Origin of the sequence: Legionella dresdenensis (assembly GCF_042649825.1) — a bacterium.
GTDB classification, from domain to species: Bacteria; Pseudomonadota; Gammaproteobacteria; order Legionellales; family Legionellaceae; genus Legionella_C; species Legionella_C dresdenensis.
The window spans coordinates 25097-43899 of sequence record NZ_JBHSAB010000019.1 but is presented as its reverse complement, the minus strand read 5'-3'; the positions used below and the strand labels follow the sequence as shown (position 1 = coordinate 43899).

The window sequence follows — 18803 nt, the reverse complement described above, 5'->3', positions numbered from 1 at the left end:
GATTGTGCGGATCTTGCATCTGTAAAGAATAATAATGGAATCCAATCTGCAAGGGGTTGTTAAATAGTAATCATTCAATTTGCAGAGCATTTCCCTTGAAAGCGAGAGCAATTATCTTATGAATATACCGACCTATGTCTTTATATTGTTTGCCGTTCTTGTCTATATGGGAATCAAGCGCTGTTTTACCCGTGTAATCAAAGTACAACGGTTATTTATTTCACCAATATTTTTTTCCTTTTTTTCTATCAGGGGAATATCTGAACTATTTGACCTAACGATATTTAGCCTTTCATTATTGTTTGCAGGCTGTTTGATTGGTCTTTTTTTGGGGTTTAAGCAAGTAGGGAATAGAAATATAAGAGTTGATCGTAAGCAGAAACTTATTGAAGTGCCAGGCGATCTATCGATGCTTTTTTTAATATTTTCTGCGTTTAGTAGTGAATTTTTTATTCACTATCTGGTTGAATCGGAGTCTATGCTAGCTACCACGAGTACTTTCAAAATAATTTCTTTAATTATATCAGGTTTATTTACAGGTCTCTCAGCGGGAAGGGCATTTAATTATTTCTGGAGGTATCGTACTTCCCCGGATATGCCACTGGCCAGATAGTTTTTTGCATTATGATTATGTTCCACTGAGTAAGTATTTTTTACGGCATGGATCGCCATTTCATAGTCTGGATCTGAATATCTGGGTGGCTACTAAGAGATTTCTCCGCTATAAATACTGCCAAGTATTGAACGCCTCTGCATTGTTCCAGACATTGAAGTCGCCAATTTGTTGGAAGCCAAACCGTTTGTAAATGTTTAGACCATCAGGCGAGGCTTGCAAAACAGAAATTTGTTGGCCACAAAATTTAGCTTCCTCCAAGGCTCTGTAGAACAATGCAGTTCCATAGCCCTTTTGACGTTCTTCCGGACGTGTGGATATATCAAAAATACCCGCGCAGTCTGTTAAAAATAATCCTGCTGTACTAACGGCTTTACCATTAATATAACCAACAAACAGCTTTAGATCAGGGCGTTTTTGCGCAGGAACCAGATGAAGTTGTTGATAGTATCTTTTGATTTGAACTTCCTCAGGGTAGGGCACAAATATAGATGACAATACTTCACCAAAAGCATTAAAGTCTGCCTCGGTATCACATAGCTTGATTTCCAATTGATCAGGGTAGGTATATTCCGGTAAATATAATAAATTTGCAACCATGCCAACATCATACTCATCATGACAAAAACCAGCAGCCTGTAGACTTTCATCAGTGTATTCTGTTTGGCTGCCAGGTCCAACCCACCAGGCCATGGGGAGATTTTTTTCTCGATAATAATCAAAAACCCTTTTTGCTGTAAGACCGTCGATATATCCACCAAAAGCTGTATTAAATGTATCAGAAGGTAATGCAGAATTGACTATCAATGTGCTGCCTATTTCTGTGATATCCATTTTGGGGTGTCTGGCAGGAATATATGCAAGTTTTTCACGCATATTGTTTTCCATACGGATTTTGATAAGTTCATTATTGTTCAAATCGTTTGCAGTTAACATTAGCGTCTCCTGATGGGTGATTAATGGGCTGGGATCATCCATTAGCCATGCCTGTTAGATAAAATGGTTTCCGGGAAAGAGATGATATATGCTTTTAGATGAATTTAATTAAGGAATTTAATCATGCAGCCTAATCCCAATGAATTATATCCAATACAAGGAGTTGAGCGCACTGTATTTTTAAAAAATATCATTAAAAACCCAAACATTATTGTTGGGGATTATACTTATTATGATGATCCGGTTGATGTCCATAACTTTGAAAAAAATGTGCTCTACCATTTCGATTTTATTGGCGATAAACTCATCATTGGTAAGTTTTGCCAAATAGCTTCCAATGTCAAATTTGTAATGAATGGTGGAAGTCATCATTTAGGTGGGTTTTCTTCTTTTCCATTCATTATTTTCCAATCTTTTTGGCCTGAAGTACCTTTTATAGAGAATCGTAAGAAGGACACGGTGATTGGTAATGATGTCTGGATTGGGTATGATGCTACCATTATGCCAGGGGTGCACATTGGCGATGGTGCTGTCATTGGCACTCGCGCTGTAGTTACTAAAGACGTAGCACCCTATGGAATTGTAGGAGGTAATCCAGCACAAATCATTAGCAAACGTTTTGATGAAGAAACGATTGATTTTTTGCTGAAGCTGCAATGGTGGAATTGGCCAATTGAAAAAATTAAAACATACGTTTTAGCCATTATGAATGGGAATAAAAAGGCCTTAGAGCGTTTAATATTGTGACTTCACTTGATGCAATAGTTGGGTTGGATCATAAATTCATATGGTGCTTTCTTCCTGCTTTTCATAGCGGCGCTGCGCCAATTCAAGGCTATGCGCCGGTATTGGCTGTGCTGTGGCAAAAAAACCTAATTGGCTGGCAACTTGGCTATGAGGGTAAGGCGCTGGTACCGCGGCCAGCAGCTCGCGCTCTGCTTTTACCATCCTTGCCAATTCAAGGAGATGCTGCCACTGTTGTTCAAGTCTGCGCACAATCTCGGGATTCTTTTCTTCTTTACGCATTTCGCGAAGCAAGATTGTCATCAATGCTATTTCAGCGTGCTGCTGATGATTAAAAAAGAATTGATTACATTCTTCCTTATAGGCGCAATGACTGCGCCGCTTCATTTCTAAAGGATTGTCCTCACAAATAAAATCATAAACGGTAATTTCCTGATGCTCGCTATCGCGCCTGAAAGCGCGCGCAATAAATTGATCGATATCATCCTGGTTCCATTCTGGATAAGGAATAACGTGATTGGCACCACGCAACTGTACTCCTTCTTTACCTGCACTGGAAACTAAAATCGTCTCAGATTTAGCCGACTCATTAAACTGCCTGGCCATCGCTTGCCGTTGTTGCGGAGTAAGGCTGCCGTTAAACGTTAATGGGGTTTGATTCAATTTTTGCTTAAAAACATAGCTAATAATTTGCGCAAATGGTCTTGACTCCACACGAACCATCAATTTAGCGGGAACGCCATTAAGACTCGGTTGGGAAAAAATGGTTTGTGCAGTCTCCACTAATTGTTTAAGCCAGCCCGACTGGGCAATAAAATCATCAAGGTTGCCAGTGTGCTTGACCGCGATGTATTCACTAATCAGAGCGTCTTTATCGCTATCTTTCGCATAAAGTCTAGGGCCATACTCGCTGTCAAGCAGCATTGGGTGAAGAAATATTTTTTCCAAAACAGACAGATTAACGTTTATTTCATCAAGATCGGTTTGACTCTCATCTGCAAGCAGTTTGCGTTTACCTGTAACTGGTACTGATGTTTGGTCAGGGGAATAATTACGACAAAAAGAATTAATTTTATCCTGGTTATTGTTAATAAATGTGGTTTGCCATGCACTTAAGCAATACGGCACGTTGATCACTTTTTTGACAGGAATCACGTTGCGTGTACCATGTGTCAAGTCAGCGGAGGTCCGCCTGACTCGTTGATTATGGTAAACCGTAAACAGTTCATGTAATTCATTAAAAAATGCTTGTAATTTATTTTTAAGCTCGTGACAGGCCGCTTCCGTATTACTGACCAAATATTTTTTAATCGCGCTTTTGATTCCTCTATCGTAAGTCCGTTCGTAAAGAGCGCGAAACAGATGAGTAGGTAAGTGGTTTAACGGCGAGATTAAATGATATACCGTAGCCATCTCAAGCAAATCATTTTTAGAAGGGGTAGCGGTAATTCCGATAATGATATTATTTTTATCGCGGCAGCGCAGTTGGCGGCTTAGCGGTAACAAGGTTTTAGTGACTTTAGTCTCACTATGAAACGCTTTGGCGCATTCATCCATCGCCAACATTGCCAACATGAAGGAATTAAAGCGTGCGCTGAAATAATCAGCGACTTTTGCTAACGGAATGATTGTTTCCAAAGATGGGTTAGCTTTATAAATCGCTTGCAAAGCATTCAGCAGATTAGTGAGCTTATTACTTAACAGCGCTCGATTAGGGGCTAGTTGTTTCCTGGCAATTAGCGATTCATTTATAAGATTCCAGGCAATGATTAAAGCAACCTGAGCAACCGGCCGCTGTTGGCTCGCAGCCAATCTGGTTAATTCATCAGGATTTGGCAAGCGCCGCCAGTAAGTCTGATTAAAGGTTTTGCCATCAATACCGACAATTGTGCGGTTATAAATGAGCTTATTGCGGCCATAATAATTAAATTCTTTCCTGGCACAAAGCTCAGCCCAGTCAGTTAAGCTGGTCTCGCCAGGCAAGGTTTCGCCAAAAATAGGCTCAGGATAAGCGGGCAGATAGCCGGTCAGCAATTTCAGTTCGTTATCTTCACTTGACTCAAGCCTGGCAGCTAAGGTTTCATAAGAAATTAATACAATTTTTTTACCGGCTAAATTATTGTAGGCATTAGGATCTTTATAGCTGGCAATTGCACCGGCAGTAAATCCGCTTCTGATGAGTTTTGTGTACCAATCCTGGATTACCCCTTTAGTTGTCACAACTAATAATTTCATGTATTCAGGAATTTCTTTGGCACGTAAATGCAGTACTGCTATTGTTTGTTCTGTTTTACCCAAGCCCATTTGATCTGCTAATAAGCCGCCATGCTGTTGATATAATTGGCTAATCCCTTCAACCTGGTAAGGATCCAGTTTAAAAAATGGATTGGCATTACCAGGCTCCGCATATAAGGCTCTGCTAATCGCTTGCTCCATGTCATAAAGGGTTTTATTAAAATACAGAGGTAAACTTTTAATAGTTAGCTGGGCTTTAGGCTTTAAAGTAGTGGGTAAACTGGCTTTATTGGAGCCTAACCGTTCAGCCAAACGAATGCCGAAACCTGCAAATTGCTTTTGTAAGTAACTATTAAAATTGACAATAAAGCTCGGTTTTTCCTGCTCTGAGTCATCCTCTGACCCGATAATCACCGGCGCTGTTTGTTTTGGCTGTTTACCTTTTCGGGTTGGGCGATGAATTGATAACGAGCGCATTTCGAGGCCAAGAATCGGCGGTGCTTTATCGCTGCTGCTTTTCGGTTGAGAAAACTCAACTGCCATATCATCCTCAGTCTCTGCCTCCTTACCCTTATTACTTGCTGAATTTAGTTTTGCGCTGATTGAATGCGGTACTACTGGAATAATCAGCAATTGATGATTACTCTGGTTATATAAATCAATTTCCTCAAGTAGCGTGTTTATCTGCTCTTTGGTTTTCTCAAGCCTGGAAACTTCAATTGACATACCCAGCTGCGATTGCACCTCAAAATCCAATTCTTGAAACAGAGCTTGTGCATCAGAATGCAATTGTGAGTCTTTTTTCAAAGCAGTAACTGGAAAGAAAGCCTCAAAACCCTCTAGCCCAAGGCGAACTAATGACAAGCGCAGACTATATAAAATTTGCCCCGAACTCGGTGGCGTAATTAAAATTGCCAGATGGCTTCCAGTTTCTGTGTGCTTATTGCGAGTCTGGCTTAAATAATCGACTTGAGTAAAAATTAAGGCATTGGCTGTTTCTTGATCAATCTTAATGCGTCTATCAATAATCTTACTGCTTACTTCCAGATAATTAGTAATGAGCTGTTGTTCAAGCTCCTGTGACAACCAGCGGCAACTCTCATTATCGCCTAAGGTGAAATAAAAATCATTGCCTGGCAATTTGACAATCCTCAACTGGCGAAACCAGGTTATCAATTGAGTTTGCAATGCTTGCCCCTCATCCGGGTATTGCTGCAGAAAATTGCGAATGCATTCGTTAATCTCTACTAAATCATCGCTCAGCAGAGGTAAAATATAATAACCATGATAGCCTTGAACGTAATTCATTAATGGTACATATTCTGTTTGGCGATCTTTTTTCACCACATGGTTCAAGCGTTCGATAATGATTTGGTTTAAAGAAAGCAATAACTTCTCCACCAAATTCAGATCCCCGTTGTCTTGATCCTCATCCAGATTACTTTCTTCAATAGTGTCTTCAGGCAGCACTTCAGGTTCAATCTCACAAAGAACTGGCTGATAGTGACTTTCAAGTAGACCCGTATCCCCAAGCATTGAATGTACCAGTTCATCTAGCGAATCATTAGAGGCATCCTGGCCTGCCTGAGTTTGAGCTTCCTGATTAAACAGCTGGGCATACTCCTCTTGTGCTTCAGGGGATGCAAAGTTTATTGTCTCTGGCGCAGCGAGATTATGCCCGGCCTCGGGTGGTAACTGACTGGGCGTTTGAATCTGAGCATTTTGCATTGCTAACGCATTAATCATATTTTCATTTAACTGCTGCCCGACGATTTGCATTCCGGAAATTGAAGCGTTTGTTGCTTCTGTGCCGAACAAATTGCATACATCACATGATGTGCTTAAGGGATTGTCATGTAGAGCGTTGCTAATCAAAAAGTTCGGTTTTCTAATCCAATAGTTAAAATATTCACGAATCTGATTTTTATCATCTTCAGATACTTTCCAACGGGGGATTTTGCGAAGATCTATCTTTTGAATTTGAGAGTTCACATGTGTGGCCAGAGCTTTCGCTATTTTCAAAATACCCGTAAATGTGAAATTGTTACCGCTTAAATTGATTTCGTGCAACCAGTAACCATTCTTTTCAAGTGCTCGTATAAAGCCAACATCCATAACCAAATGGTTGTTAGATAAGTTAAGATAAGTTAGCTTAAACGTGCTTTCATTGCGGATCACTTTGCTAAAATATTTCAGAAACAAGAACGTATCATGATTGCAAATTACCGACTCTAAGTTTAATGATTTCAGCGCCGGATTTTGCAGTGCAACCATTAACTCTTGTAAGCCTGCTTCAGTTTGCGGATTGCTGCCCTTGCCGATAAGTTCTATTTGATATTTTTCTTTATAAAATAAATTATTATTGCTTAGATTAAGTTCAGCAAGCGTATGCTTGTTTGTTATTTGCTTAGCAATAAATTTTGTGCCGCCACTTCGAATCAAGTTATGAGACAGATTAAGACTTCTGATGCTGTTATTACTGCTCATTTGGCTTAATATAGTTTGAATATCCGCAGAATCAATTCCGTTATTGGATAAATCAAAATCAGTCAAATAAGGATACAAAGACGAGTTAAATAAAGTTGCAATCCACTGACATTGCCTTGTACGCGCAGTATTAGAATTGCAATCAAGCCCTTTTTTAATAATTATTTTTGTAATGCTTTGGCCTTTTTCTTTTAGTTTAAGCTTAACATTTTGCATCTCTGAAGCAGTAAGATACTCAGATTCAATTGCAAACCTGGTTGAGTCTTCTATAAGATAAGGCACTAATTTCATTGGTTAAACCGCTTTTGATCAACCTTATCTCATATTGTATTTATTTGTAACAGGTGAGTCAAATTTGATATTTAACAAGAATAACGGATTGGCAAGTAAACAGTCCTCACTAATTTAGTAGTTGAAGCCATTTTTTGAGTGAATATGAACAATATAATTGCTACTAAACCTGATTTTTCATTCTAACGGGCGGACCTGGTTCTGGAAAAACATCGATTTTAACTGCTGTGCTGCAGATATCAGTTAATCAAAAAAAATTTAATCGCTTGCACCGTTGCTCTAGCAATTCGAGATATTTTGCCTGCATCGGTTGAGATAAAAAACTGAAACCAATCAGCTCTTGCCATTTTGGTATTACCTGATGGAACTCATGTACGATCTCAGTGATGACGTTCTGATTTAATCCTAATTTTTCAATGGCAAAGTATTTAAGAAAATCACTCTTTGTTAAATTATTTTTTTTTCCTTTTAGCGGTAAAGCCAGTTCTTCTTTGGTGTTTTTTTGAGCGATGGTTGAGTTAAGTAGATCGTAGGCTGGAGATATGGAAATTTTTCTATCCTTAGTAATCAGAGAGAAATTTTTTAGATGCATGTCTTCATTGCCGACCAGAAAGTTAAACAACGTCAACTTAAATAACTTCACGAATTCAATTTTTGGGAATGTACAAAACTGCTCTATGACGGCAATTACTTTTTCCATAGAACTTTTATATTTTGTATGTCGATCTTCACCTGATAGCTGTGCAAAATCCTCTAAAGCTAACTTTTTATTATGACCTATTCGATCAAAGCGTTTAATGAAGTAGGTTAAACTGTTGTCTTTAGAATAAACTAAACCATGAACGGGAACTTCGAGGCCAATGGTCTTTGCAAGGGTCATAGTAATGGCTTCATTTTCAGGTAATTCTGGATAAATATCACTTTGTGGTTTTAAAATATACTGACCATATTGATCAACAATTTCAAAACATCCCTCTTTAATCTTTAGTTTGGCGCTTAGTTTCTTTTGGACGCCTTGAACAGACATCTTTCCTACTCGAGCAATTGCTTCCTGTCTCTGCTCATCAGCACTTAAATCTAATGGACTAAGATTTTTTAATTGAGGAGAAAGCAAATGCAATCCGCGTTGCGAATAGTTTTCCTGAACACTTATCTTTTCATAAGTAATAGGACAGTGCTTCATTTTAATTCCTCAATCGTCACTGCGCCTACGACATCTTGGCCAACTATTATCAATTGACCGAAATAATCATTTTTATCGATTTTATATTTACGTAATAATGCTTCAAGCATAATACCTTCAGGTAGTAATCCTTCAAAAAAAGGGGGAAATAAGTCAAAATAATAGATCTTATTTGTTAACGGCATGGTGAGAGAAACAGGTGCCCCCTGATAATCATTAAGGTAAGTAAATTGATATTTTTCACCTTCTAATTCTTCTAATATTCCAGCTCTAATGCCGTTCACTGATACGTATGCTTTTCTCATGTATTCTTATCCGTTGTTGGAGGAAAAGGCGTTTCAAATTTTATTTGGATATTTAAAACATCGAACACTTTTAGCAATGTATTTAGCCGCACCGATTCTTTTCCTTTTTCAATATCATAGATAACCGTCTTACCAACACCCGCTATCCGAGCTAATTCCTGTTGCGATAAACCGCTCTGTTTGCGGAAGTAATGGACTAAATTGGCAATTTCGTGTTTGGACATGGAACACCATGAATTATTCATATATTACTGTTATAGCAGTAAAAGCTGTAAAAATAAATTTATTATTGTATTGCCTTGCATTAATTCACCATAAATTACTGTTATAACGGTAAATTTGATTGATTTTATGATTTTTTCATATTTATTTATTATAAATTCCTAAAAATTACTGTTATCGCGGTAAATTAGGAGTTATTTGATGAGCCAATATGATATGCTAAAAATGGGCGAAACTCCTTTTTCAAGTAAAGAATTTTGATTGTCAACCTGAGAATCATTTTACTTAACCGCGAAGCGCTCTCAAGACGGTGTTCTTTGTGTTCGAGACTTTTAATCTATTTGCTTATTCATCTATTTGTCTACTATATCCCGAGTCTGCGTAGAGCGGAGCGGGGATATAGTAAGGAGCATGGCACCAGAGATGCAACTCATGAAAAAACAGGCGGCATTAAGTCAGCTATTAGAGCGCATTGGCAGGCAAATGATTGGTTGGCGGAATGCCTGCCAATAAAGCCAGAATCATGATGGCTACAGCGGCCATGGGTGAGCATGGTTTATGGGGCATCTGAGAGGCAGTTAGAAATAACAAATCTCAATATATGACAACAAAATACTGTTCATATCCATAAATTATTTTGTTATAATAATGATCATATTGATTATTAAAAATTGTTAATATGTTTAACTCTTTTCATTTAGAAGGTGTGGAAGCTTTCAACAAACATGAATATCAGACAGCAAAAACTTTATTTCTACAAGCTATTGATAAAAATCCTGAAGACTCTGAAAGTTACTTGTTTTTAGGGAAATCTTATTTTTTCTGCGATGAAAAAAGTGAAGCTATTGCTCACTTAAAAAAATATATTGAGTTGAATTAACATAACTCAGAAGAAGTTGCAAATGTATCTTACGCATTTGATTTACTTGGGCAATGTTATGAAGCTGTTAATAAAGACAGTGCAGCTATCACATGCTATACCAGCGCGACTGAAATTAATCCCTTGGCTGCATCGGCGTGGCATAATCTTGGATTGCTCTATATAAAATCAGCTCAACATTACTTAGAACAAGATCTTGCAAATAGCTTTAAACTGTTCCAAGGAGCGCAAACTTTTCTAAAAAATGCCTTAGTAATATGTAGCGATAATCCTATGTTTTTAAACAGCGTAGCTAGCTGGTATGAAAAATATATAGAAGCGCTTGAAAAAGTAACAGAAGAGGAAGAAGCTGTTCAAAAAAATATAGATAATAATTTTAAGTTGGCTATTCAATATTATCAAAAAGCATTAACAACATGTCAGGAAGATGATATTGCACTAAAAAATATTATTACATCAAATCTTACTGAATGCTTGGCACAATATGGGCACCATTTGTATAGAGCAGAAAATTTTGTAAGAGCCTTAGAGCTTTATACACAAGCTATTGAATTTGATCCGGATTATCTAGTCGCTATTAATCAAATAGGTATGTGCTTTTTCAAGCAGAACCTTTTTCCAGAAGCACGGAAGTATTTTTTAGATATTCTTGGAAAAACTGTAGACTCTCAAGAGTTAGCTGATGCCTGGCTAAATATTGCTTGCACTTATAGGTTGGAAAAATCATGGGTCAATGCCGAAAATGCTCTTAATAAGGCCAAGAAATTTGCTCCGGAAGATTCCTCAATCCATGATGAAGAACAAAAATTAATGGACTTAAGATCACAAGCTAGTTTGATAGAAGCCCCTCAAATTATGTTTAGTAATCCAAACACAGTTTCTAAGCTTCAATTATGTACAAAAACGGAAGAGCAGCAGCTTCAATTAAATTAAAATTTTTCCTTATATAGCTTTTGTATTAAATACGGGATATTTGTTAATAAGATTGAAAATTATGCCGGATCCAGTCCCTGATTCGCAATTCACAGCATACATCGCCCTTAAGCATGTATGCTTCAATCAGCAGCTTATCCCGATTGTAGGTTTCAAAACTATTGTCATCTATCTGTTTTAGCCAGGAGATGGCTTCTTCACTTCGAAATGCGCCATTTAAGCGTTTGGCTATTTTGCAGATTGCCTTGTCATTAACCCCTTCCAGTTTTACCAGTTCAATATAGCGATCCACGTTTTGTCGCTTATCAGCAATTTTTTTATGTAAGCCGATAACTCGAAGATTATGCATATAGGCGTTAAAATTTCAACTGGGGGTGATCGCGATTAAACTCAGGCGTGGTATCGGGGGATTTTATCTCAGGTAAGGCCGATTCCAACGCCATGGAAGGATAGGTCAATATTTATCAAGCCAGGGGACCAGGCTCATCACTACTGCCATTATATGTTGATGATATTATATGAACGCAATTGAATCATGAGCCACTTTAATGTATTAGATATAGAATATTTTTCAGAGGAAATAATGAACCAACATTACATATTAACTGGACCACCTGGTAGCGGTAAAACATCAATATTAACCGAATTATCAAAACGGGGCTTTCCCATTGTTGACGAACCTGCCAGGCGAGTTTTAGAACAGCAACGGCATATTGATGGTGAAGGAGTTTATGATAGGAATCCCTTTTTGTTTAAAGAGTTGATGTTATCAAGGATGCTTTATGATTATGAGAGTGCGCTTAAGTATGACTTGGTATTTTTTGATAGAGGTCTTCCTGATCTACTTGCTTATAGTAAATGTTTTAATTTAGAGATTGGTTCTGAGCTGAAGGCTTGCCACACATATCGATATAATTCAACAGTATTTTTTGCTCCTGCCTGGGAACAAATTTATACCAATGATGCAGAACGAAGACTTACTTTCGATGCAGCGCAGGTATTTGAAAATGATTTGAGACAGGCATATGCAGAATTGGGATACCAATTAATCGATATTCCTTTGGTAGGTATATGTGAGAGAGTGGATTTTCTCCTGAATCTTATTCAAAGTATTTGATGCGAATATCCAACCCTTGTCATGCTTGGTTTCTATAACGAATATTTGTCAGTTTAAGTAGTTTTTGGGAACTCTCTGTAGTAAATGGGGTTTTGATAATAATCATATAACCTATGGTATAGTTCGAGCTTAACTATAAATGAAATATGCTGGGTTTGGGTTGAGGTAAAATGAAAGAGCCTTTGTTGATAATTTTGGGTGGATTACCTGGTACTGGGAAAACAACCCTTGCAAAGGAACTGGCTAAACAGTTGCATGCAGTTTATCTGCGCGTTGATACGATAGAGCAAACGATAAAGCATTTCAACAACGGTCTTGTTGGACCTGAAGGCTATCTGATCAGTTATGCAGTTGCGAAAGAAAATTTACAATTAGGACTCAATGTCGTTGCGGACTCAGTAAACTCTATTGAAGTCACACGAAATGATTGGCGTGAGGTAGCTAATTCCATAGGCATTAAATTTCTGGAAATTGAGATTATTTGCTCGGATTTATTAGAACATCAAAAAAGAGTTGAAACAAGAGCACCGGATATTCATGGACATCTCTTGCCTACTTGGGATGAGGTTAAAACGCGCAATTATGAAAAATGGGATCCTATTTCATTATGTGTTGATACAGCGCAAAGTTCTATTGATGAAGCCGTGAAAAAGATAATGGTGCATATTAAACAGCTAACCTAAGTAAATCTTGGTAATACTGAGCCTCAAATGCCCTGGCTCTTAGCTAACCACAGACAATATTATCAGTATTATCATGGGATGTAGTGCAATTTGAGGTAATGCTAGTAAATTGGCTGATCCACTTAATAAAAAACGACCGGGCTGTCTACAGAAGCTTCTGGCAGGTCGGCAATATTGCATCATTGAAATCATTGAGTAAAATAATACAAATTTAATGAAATTATTTGAATTTATACTTAAACTAATAAGATAACTATCATCAATTGATTACTTATGAAAAAAGTATTTTGGGACAATCCTTACCAGCAACAATTAATTACGCATGTTTCTTCGGTAAATAATAATCGGGTTTTATTTGATGAAACCATTGCGTTCTCTTTTTCTGGCGGTCAAGAAAGTGATAAAGCGTATGTTAATGAGTTGCCCATTTTGACTTCTGAAATAGAGGGCAATCTTATTTATTATACGCTTCCCGACGGTCATAACTTAACACCACAGATGCAAGTAACGATGACAATTGATTGGCCCAGGCGCTACCGACTCATGCGTTTACATTTTGCAGCTGAACTCATTCTTGAGTTAGTGGTTCGTAAACTTAATGTTGAAAAAATTGGTGCGCACATTGCCGAGACAAAAGCACGAATTGATTTTGCTTATGATAAAAATATTGCACCTTTTTTGCAAGAATTAACTGCAGAATATAATGAAATAATTAAGCAAGATAAACCCATTTTTACCGGTTTTACTGATGTTGAAAATCAACGCCGCTTTTGGGAAATTGAGAATTTCTCCAAAGTATCCTGTGGAGGTACGCATGTTCGTTCAACAGCAGAAGTAGGGTTTGTTACTTTAAAGCGCGTTAATATTGGTAAATCGAAAGAGCGAATTGAAATAAATTTGCTCGATAGTAATTTAAATCTAGCTTTATAAATGTTTAAAATAGGCGTGTTGAGACGCTCATTGTATTCAAGTGGGAGAGTGACAAAAAAATGGATATTAAAAAGCTTCAGCAGTATGCGAGACAATTTGGACTTAATCTTGAGCTTTATATTTGACGGTGACAACATGAATGAACGAGTATTAAAAGTACGCTTAAAATATGTTGACAGAGACCATTGATATTGCTTTATTGACCAGCCAATCTGCTAAAAACAAATAATGCAAAAACAAAGAGTACAAGAATTAAAGTTGTGACTTTGTGTATTTGATTTACACGCTCAATCATTAAATATTTTCCTCACTCTAGTCTCAATCAAGAAATGAAAATGGTATTGCCCAGAGATTATCTCCAAATGACAAGCATTTATCGCCACTATATAGAACTATCCCGCTTATCCAATTTTTATCAGTTAAACTAGCCAGTTTTCTCAAACCACGGAAATCTTGATTAAGAATAGTTTGACTTGCTTTAACTTCAATACCAATAATCTTGCGTGTATGATTTTCAAGAATAAAATCCACTTCCACTTGGTCTTTGTCACGATAGTAATAAATATTCCATGGCTCATTAGCTAGAGTGCACATTTTCAGTAACTCGCTATATACCCAAGTTTCTAGTAAAGCTCCAAAAGAAGATTTATCTTTTTCAATGCTTTCCATGGTAACTCTGTTCAAGCATGCCAAAAGACCACTATCAATAAAATGAATTTTGGGTGTTTTAACTATTCTGCTTAAGGTATTGCCATGCCAAGGTCTTAATTGATGTACTAAAAATAGTGTTTCCAGTAACCCGACATACTTCTGCGCTGTTTTGGTATCTAAATTTAATTGCCCGCCAATTTGAGTAAAATTGGTTAATTTTCCTGATTGTTGAGCCAATACCTCTAGTAAACGAGGCATTTCCACTAATTTTTCTATTGATGAGATATCTTTTACGTCTCGTTCTACTATTGCTTTGATATAAGATTTAGCCCAAGCATTTCGCCTTTCAAACGCTGGCCTCGTTAACATTTCTGGATATCCGCCAGTCAAAGCCTGTGAAATAATGCCTGATTGTTCTGAGTGTGTTATGTGACTTGGCCAGGATTGGTCTAAGGCATATTTTATAAAGTGATTTTCTCTACGTTGGATTTCAGCCAGAGAAAGTGGAAATAAGGTTAATATTTCCATTCGACCAGCCAAGCTATCTCCAATTTGAGGTAATGCTAGTAAATTGGCTGAGCCAGTTAATAAAAAGCGACCTGGTTGTCTATTTTCGTCAATTGAACGTTTTATCGCACGTAGTAATTCTGGAGCGCGTTGAATTTCATCTATGATTGCTGTATCGATTCGATTAACAAAGCCTACAGGATCTTGTTTTACTGCATTAAGAATATTGTCATCATCCAATGTGTAGTAGGGTAAGGAGGGCGAGTATTCTTTGACTAAAGTGGTCTTCCCTGATTGCCGAGGCCCGTTAATTAAAACAACGGGTGTATCCTTCATGGCAATTTCCATTCGACTTTTAAGTTGTCTTGGAAAATTATTTTTTTTTGTATTCAAGAAGGTGTCCTAAGTTTCGTCTAATATGGATTATGAGTTCGTCCATTATGGATTATACGTCCGTCTAATATGGAATATAGCTTCGTCCAAAATGGAATGCAAATGAATTTTTTTCGATTTATTCACTACGAAATGCCGATCGAACCCCGCTAAAAAAAATCGCCGCCATATCCATGTCGCTTTCCGCGCATTACTTGAGCACATGAATGACTTACCCTCTTCAGGCGAACTGTCCGACAAAGCAAAAAAAGTGTTTGCTGAAGAAGCGGAAAATCTTTTGCTTTTGTATGGTTTGTTAGATACGCCCTTAAATCTAGATGAGCAATCGGTTAGTTAAAAATTATCAATACGCTTAAAGGGATTTTGATTGCATTTATTTCAATCGCATGAATAGCTTGAGCTTAATACGCAACCTATTTCAGGTTGCGTATTGATATGCCAAGTACCAATAAGAGATTTTTAAATAGAATAAATGAAAGTTTTCTAGTCGGTAGAGGTTAAAGGCATTACCTCTTTGTCAAAAAAATAATAATTAACGGTCGGTGTTTCTGACATAATATTTTCAACAATGTAGTATTGTATGAAAGTAGCGCCCTGTCCAGATTCTGACAGCGGATCAGAGATACATAAATAGGATTGATTATCAAAATTAATTAATGACCAATAAGCGATAGGTGATATTGATGAACCTGGTTTAATCGATGGATTAATCGAGTAATTTTGAGCCGTGCTTAATTTAATTCGTTGCTTGTTAATAATGAGATGGGCTTCATTATTACAAACAATTGAACCATAGGTAAGGTTATTTTCTGACCTTTGATAATGATCATCACAATCAGGTTCATCAGCAGCCCCGCCGGGATTTATTAATTTCGTCATCGTAACAGACGAGTTTACGGCCTTTTCATTTTTACAGGTGCCAATCACTTCAACTGGTGGCGTTGCTATAGCAAAAATAGGACTTATTCCTAATACAAAAATGGATAAGGCTTTTAATGACATTGTTTAACTCCTTGCGCTTTCATAAATTCGTTAGTGTATTTAGCAGGCAGGATTTGCATTGTGGTAGGAATAGTTTTCCACCTGTAACCATCTGGTTCTAATAGCTCACAAGCCTCCTGGTAATTCGCACCCACTACAACCTTGGATGCATTAATAATATAAGCTAAATCATTTTTGTAATTAGCGATTTGAATAGAGGGAATAGTCTCACTATTTACCGAATAACCTATAAATGAAAAAAATAATAAAATGGGAAATTGATTACATCTTAACATAAAATTTCCTTAAGGCTGGCTTGCAGAAAGAACTTGAAAAATACAGCTTCAAATCCAATCAAGCAGATTGTAAATTATTTCATCACCAATTAGAAGGCGATGTTTTTTTTCTATAGTCGCTTTATTTAGCCATCAACAATATTGACCACACTAAAACAAAAGTGCAGTCGCCACAAACAAATGGCATATGTGAACGCTTCCATAAAACAATTTTGCAAGAGTTTTATCAGGTCACCTTTCTCAAGAAGCTTTATGATAATATCGATGAATTGCAAAAAGATCTGGACGAATGGCTCCATTATTATAATAATGAGCGCACTCATCAGGGCAAAATGTGCTGCGGACGAACACCAATGCAAACATTAACTGATGGCAAACAAATCTGGATGGAAAAATTTATAAACTAAATTTGACCTGACAGACACTTCTAAAAAACCGGCAACTGTCAGATCAAGTTTGAACTACTACACTTTATGCGCTTAAGTTCAATGATATCCAAGTATGATGGATTCCATTTCTAATCTGACTGATACAAATATTCGTTACTTATTTACAGATAACGAATATTTGTATCACCATGCTGTTATAGATATTCTATTTTGTAGTATTATTAGAGGACGCAGCTAGCAATAAATTTAGCAAAAGGAAGGATATTCTGATGCACACTTGCCTGTTCCAATGCTTCCATATATTCACTTCTTCTCTCCACAGGAATAATAGTCCATGGATAATGGCCACTTGCTAACATAACATTCATCAGAAAACGCCCAATTCTGCCATTACCATCTGAATAAGGGTGGATATAAACAAAAAAGAAATGACCGAGAACAACTCTAACAGCAGGCTCCTTTTCCTGAATTATTAACTGAAAAAATTCTTCCATTAGCTCACTAACAATTTGCCAACGTGGAGGAATATGTTTTGATTGACGTATAAATACAGGGTTTCGTCTATATCCTGCCAGATCAGTTGGTTTTAAAAGACCTACAGCAACGCCAGGTTGAAATAATTCTCTATACCAATCTCCATGTTCTTTTTGTATTATTTTTCCAGGGTTGCCTCCATTCAATATTTCCATAAGGCTCTTTTTTACTGCTTGGAATGCTTGCCAGTATCCACGGGCAGCTAATGCACTACGGTGATTTCGATCTTGTTCTGTAGCATCAGGATTCCATTGTCCAGAACGAACTTTTTCAATTAAGTCAGGACTTACTTGATAACCTTCAATGGATAGAGAATGGTAAGCGTCTGAGATATAATTTTCGTCTACTTGCTCTATATATTTTTTAATATCAATTGTCGTAGGATGGGGGTTAGGGAAATTTTCTCGAACTATATCGCGCATATCATGCCACATAACTTCTAAACGACTTCGGTAGGCTGGCTTGTAAGTAGCGGAAAAATCTATCGGTGTATTTGTTAAAAATGGATCTTCTTCCCGTATTTGATAACCGGCACTCTCCATGGTTTTTTTGATCTCTTCCGCCACGTGAGATTTGCCGATATTTTGAAGTGCTCCACAAATCCTTCCTGCTATCCAAGAATGTCCTTCTTCTAATAAATAATGCAGAAGATCAGATGCACTATTACACATTGAAAGAACAGAGCGTGCCTCAGTAGGATATTGAGAAAAAAATTTAGGTGAACAAGAGATCAATGCTGGCACTATTGCATAAACTCGCATGCCCTGCTTAATTTCTATATCCTGAATAGCTGGCATTTTGTATTGTACTGAAAATAAAGAAGTATTATGAGGCAACGCCATATTACGGTTTGTTCCCTTGGGACTGCGTATCATGAGTTGTTTAGGCACAGTCCAATTTTCTGAATGAAGAAGTAAAGACTGTTCTGGGGAAAGGCACCATTCGTCACCAAATCGTTCATTTAAATATGAAGCACAAAAACTCCAGAACGAAGCATACCAAGCCGTACTTTCGCCTTTTTGTTCATCAGGTTTTATAGGTACATACCAACCCTTTACAACTTCTTCTAAAAATGCATTGTCTACAAGTCGTTCCCTATGGGTACGACTGATATCTTTTGATTGAATAGCGTATTTACCTTGTTTTTGTAGATTGTGTAAAACTTCTAGTGACTGTGCTAGCTTTTCTGAAGGTTTCATAATATTTCAATTTATACGTCCATGTGGAAATTATAGTATATTATGTTGTGGAAATCATAGTATTTGATGTTTTTGGAATTATAGTTTATTCGGTTTTGGAAATTATAGCTTATGGAGTAATGAATTTTTAAAAATATTAAACATGCGGTTACATTTATTATCAACTTTGACGAAACGGGCAAACAGCTTGTTAAAGAGGTTAGATTATGAATACAAGCGTGCTGGTGTAACCAGTATTTTCATGTTTTTTGATCGGCATTGTGGAAAAATGTGCTGCGGTAGAACTCCAATGCA

Annotated in this window: 18 protein-coding genes and 1 pseudogene; 9 read left to right on the top strand and 10 right to left on the bottom strand. The window is 37.2% G+C overall.

Annotated features, from left to right (window positions below; translation table 11 throughout):
• Nucleotides 1–118 precede the first annotated feature (118 nt).
• Complete coding sequence (locus tag ACFORL_RS08145; RefSeq protein ID WP_382342889.1) at nt 119–613, top strand: DUF6622 family protein; 495 nt, start codon at nt 119–121, stop codon at nt 611–613.
• Nucleotides 614–721: 108 nt separating this feature from the next.
• Here the strand turns inward: ACFORL_RS08145 and ACFORL_RS08140 are convergent, their stop codons facing one another.
• Nucleotides 722–1549, bottom strand: a complete 828-nt coding sequence (locus ACFORL_RS08140; protein WP_382342887.1) for a GNAT family N-acetyltransferase — start codon at nt 1547–1549, stop codon at nt 722–724.
• A 123-nt stretch (nt 1550–1672) separates the two neighbouring features.
• Here ACFORL_RS08140 and ACFORL_RS08135 point away from each other — a divergent pair, with 123 nt between their 5' ends.
• Nucleotides 1673–2296, top strand: a complete 624-nt coding sequence (locus ACFORL_RS08135) for a CatB-related O-acetyltransferase (RefSeq protein ID WP_382342885.1) — start codon at nt 1673–1675, stop codon at nt 2294–2296.
• Nucleotides 2297–2332: 36 nt separating this feature from the next.
• Here the strand turns inward: ACFORL_RS08135 and ACFORL_RS08130 are convergent, their stop codons facing one another.
• From ACFORL_RS08130 to ACFORL_RS08115, 4 genes are all read right to left on the bottom strand, one after another.
• On the bottom strand, nt 2333–7306 hold the full coding sequence (locus tag ACFORL_RS08130; RefSeq protein ID WP_382342883.1) for an SNF2-related protein: 4974 nt from the start codon (nt 7304–7306) through the stop codon (nt 2333–2335).
• A 247-nt stretch (nt 7307–7553) separates the two neighbouring features.
• On the bottom strand, nt 7554–8489 hold the full coding sequence (locus ACFORL_RS08125) for a lpg2370 family Dot/Icm T4SS effector (protein WP_382342882.1): 936 nt from the start codon (nt 8487–8489) through the stop codon (nt 7554–7556).
• Complete coding sequence (locus ACFORL_RS08120; protein ID WP_382342880.1) at nt 8486–8794, bottom strand: HipA N-terminal domain-containing protein; 309 nt, start codon at nt 8792–8794, stop codon at nt 8486–8488. The genes ACFORL_RS08125 and ACFORL_RS08120 overlap by 4 nt, the downstream gene beginning before the upstream one ends.
• Complete coding sequence (locus ACFORL_RS08115) at nt 8791–9018, bottom strand: helix-turn-helix transcriptional regulator (RefSeq protein ID WP_382342878.1); 228 nt, start codon at nt 9016–9018, stop codon at nt 8791–8793. Before ACFORL_RS08115 ends, ACFORL_RS08120 begins: the two co-directional genes overlap by 4 nt.
• Nucleotides 9019–9695: 677 nt before the next feature.
• Here ACFORL_RS08115 and ACFORL_RS08110 point away from each other — a divergent pair.
• Both ACFORL_RS08110 and ACFORL_RS08105 read left to right on the top strand, forming a co-directional pair.
• On the top strand, nt 9696–9896 hold the full coding sequence (locus ACFORL_RS08110) for a hypothetical protein (protein WP_382342876.1): 201 nt from the start codon (nt 9696–9698) through the stop codon (nt 9894–9896).
• A 123-nt stretch (nt 9897–10019) separates the two neighbouring features.
• Nucleotides 10020–10829, top strand: coding sequence for a tetratricopeptide repeat protein (locus ACFORL_RS08105; RefSeq protein WP_382342875.1), 810 nt, complete (start codon nt 10020–10022; stop codon nt 10827–10829).
• A gap of 43 nt (nt 10830–10872) precedes the next feature.
• Here the strand turns inward: ACFORL_RS08105 and ACFORL_RS08100 are convergent, their stop codons facing one another.
• Nucleotides 10873–11178, bottom strand: a complete 306-nt coding sequence (locus ACFORL_RS08100) for a DUF6880 family protein (protein ID WP_382342873.1) — start codon at nt 11176–11178, stop codon at nt 10873–10875.
• Between the two features lie 186 nt (nt 11179–11364).
• Here ACFORL_RS08100 and ACFORL_RS08095 point away from each other — a divergent pair, with 186 nt between their 5' ends.
• The 3 genes from ACFORL_RS08095 (at nt 11365) to ACFORL_RS08085 (ending at nt 13559) form a co-directional block, all read left to right on the top strand.
• Nucleotides 11365–11946: an AAA family ATPase gene (locus ACFORL_RS08095; protein WP_382342871.1), complete on the top strand. Its 582-nt coding sequence runs from the start codon at nt 11365–11367 to the stop codon at nt 11944–11946.
• A gap of 170 nt (nt 11947–12116) precedes the next feature.
• The gene (locus ACFORL_RS08090) at nt 12117–12629 is read left to right on the top strand and encodes an AAA family ATPase (protein WP_382342870.1); all 513 of its coding nucleotides are present in this window, start codon (nt 12117–12119) and stop codon (nt 12627–12629) included.
• A gap of 273 nt (nt 12630–12902) precedes the next feature.
• Nucleotides 12903–13559, top strand: a complete 657-nt coding sequence (locus tag ACFORL_RS08085; protein ID WP_382342868.1) for an alanyl-tRNA editing protein — start codon at nt 12903–12905, stop codon at nt 13557–13559.
• 318 nt (nt 13560–13877) lie between these two features.
• Here the strand turns inward: ACFORL_RS08085 and ACFORL_RS08080 are convergent, their stop codons facing one another.
• Nucleotides 13878–15110: an ATP-binding protein gene (locus tag ACFORL_RS08080; protein WP_382342866.1), complete on the bottom strand. Its 1233-nt coding sequence runs from the start codon at nt 15108–15110 to the stop codon at nt 13878–13880.
• Nucleotides 15111–15312: 202 nt separating this feature from the next.
• Between ACFORL_RS08080 and ACFORL_RS08075 the strand changes: the two genes are divergently transcribed.
• Nucleotides 15313–15447, top strand: coding sequence for a hypothetical protein (locus ACFORL_RS08075; RefSeq protein WP_382342864.1), 135 nt, complete (start codon nt 15313–15315; stop codon nt 15445–15447).
• Nucleotides 15448–15593: 146 nt separating this feature from the next.
• Here ACFORL_RS08075 and ACFORL_RS08070 read toward each other — a convergent pair whose 3' ends face one another.
• Nucleotides 15594–16112, bottom strand: coding sequence for a hypothetical protein (locus ACFORL_RS08070; protein WP_382342862.1), 519 nt, complete (start codon nt 16110–16112; stop codon nt 15594–15596).
• Nucleotides 16103–16387 carry a hypothetical protein gene (locus ACFORL_RS08065; RefSeq protein ID WP_382342861.1) on the bottom strand — a complete coding sequence of 95 codons (285 nt, stop codon included), beginning with the start codon at nt 16385–16387 and terminating at the stop codon, nt 16103–16105. The genes ACFORL_RS08070 and ACFORL_RS08065 overlap by 10 nt, the downstream gene beginning before the upstream one ends.
• Nucleotides 16388–16506: 119 nt before the next feature.
• On the opposite strand from ACFORL_RS08065, the pseudogene ACFORL_RS08060 reads away from it, so the two are divergent.
• A pseudogene (locus ACFORL_RS08060) lies at nt 16507–16794 on the top strand (integrase core domain-containing protein); the annotation flags it as partial.
• Between the two features lie 203 nt (nt 16795–16997).
• On the opposite strand, the gene ACFORL_RS08055 reads toward ACFORL_RS08060, so the two are convergent.
• On the bottom strand, nt 16998–18509 hold the full coding sequence (locus tag ACFORL_RS08055; RefSeq protein ID WP_382342859.1) for a Fic family protein: 1512 nt from the start codon (nt 18507–18509) through the stop codon (nt 16998–17000).
• Between the last annotated feature and the right edge of the window lie 294 nt (nt 18510–18803).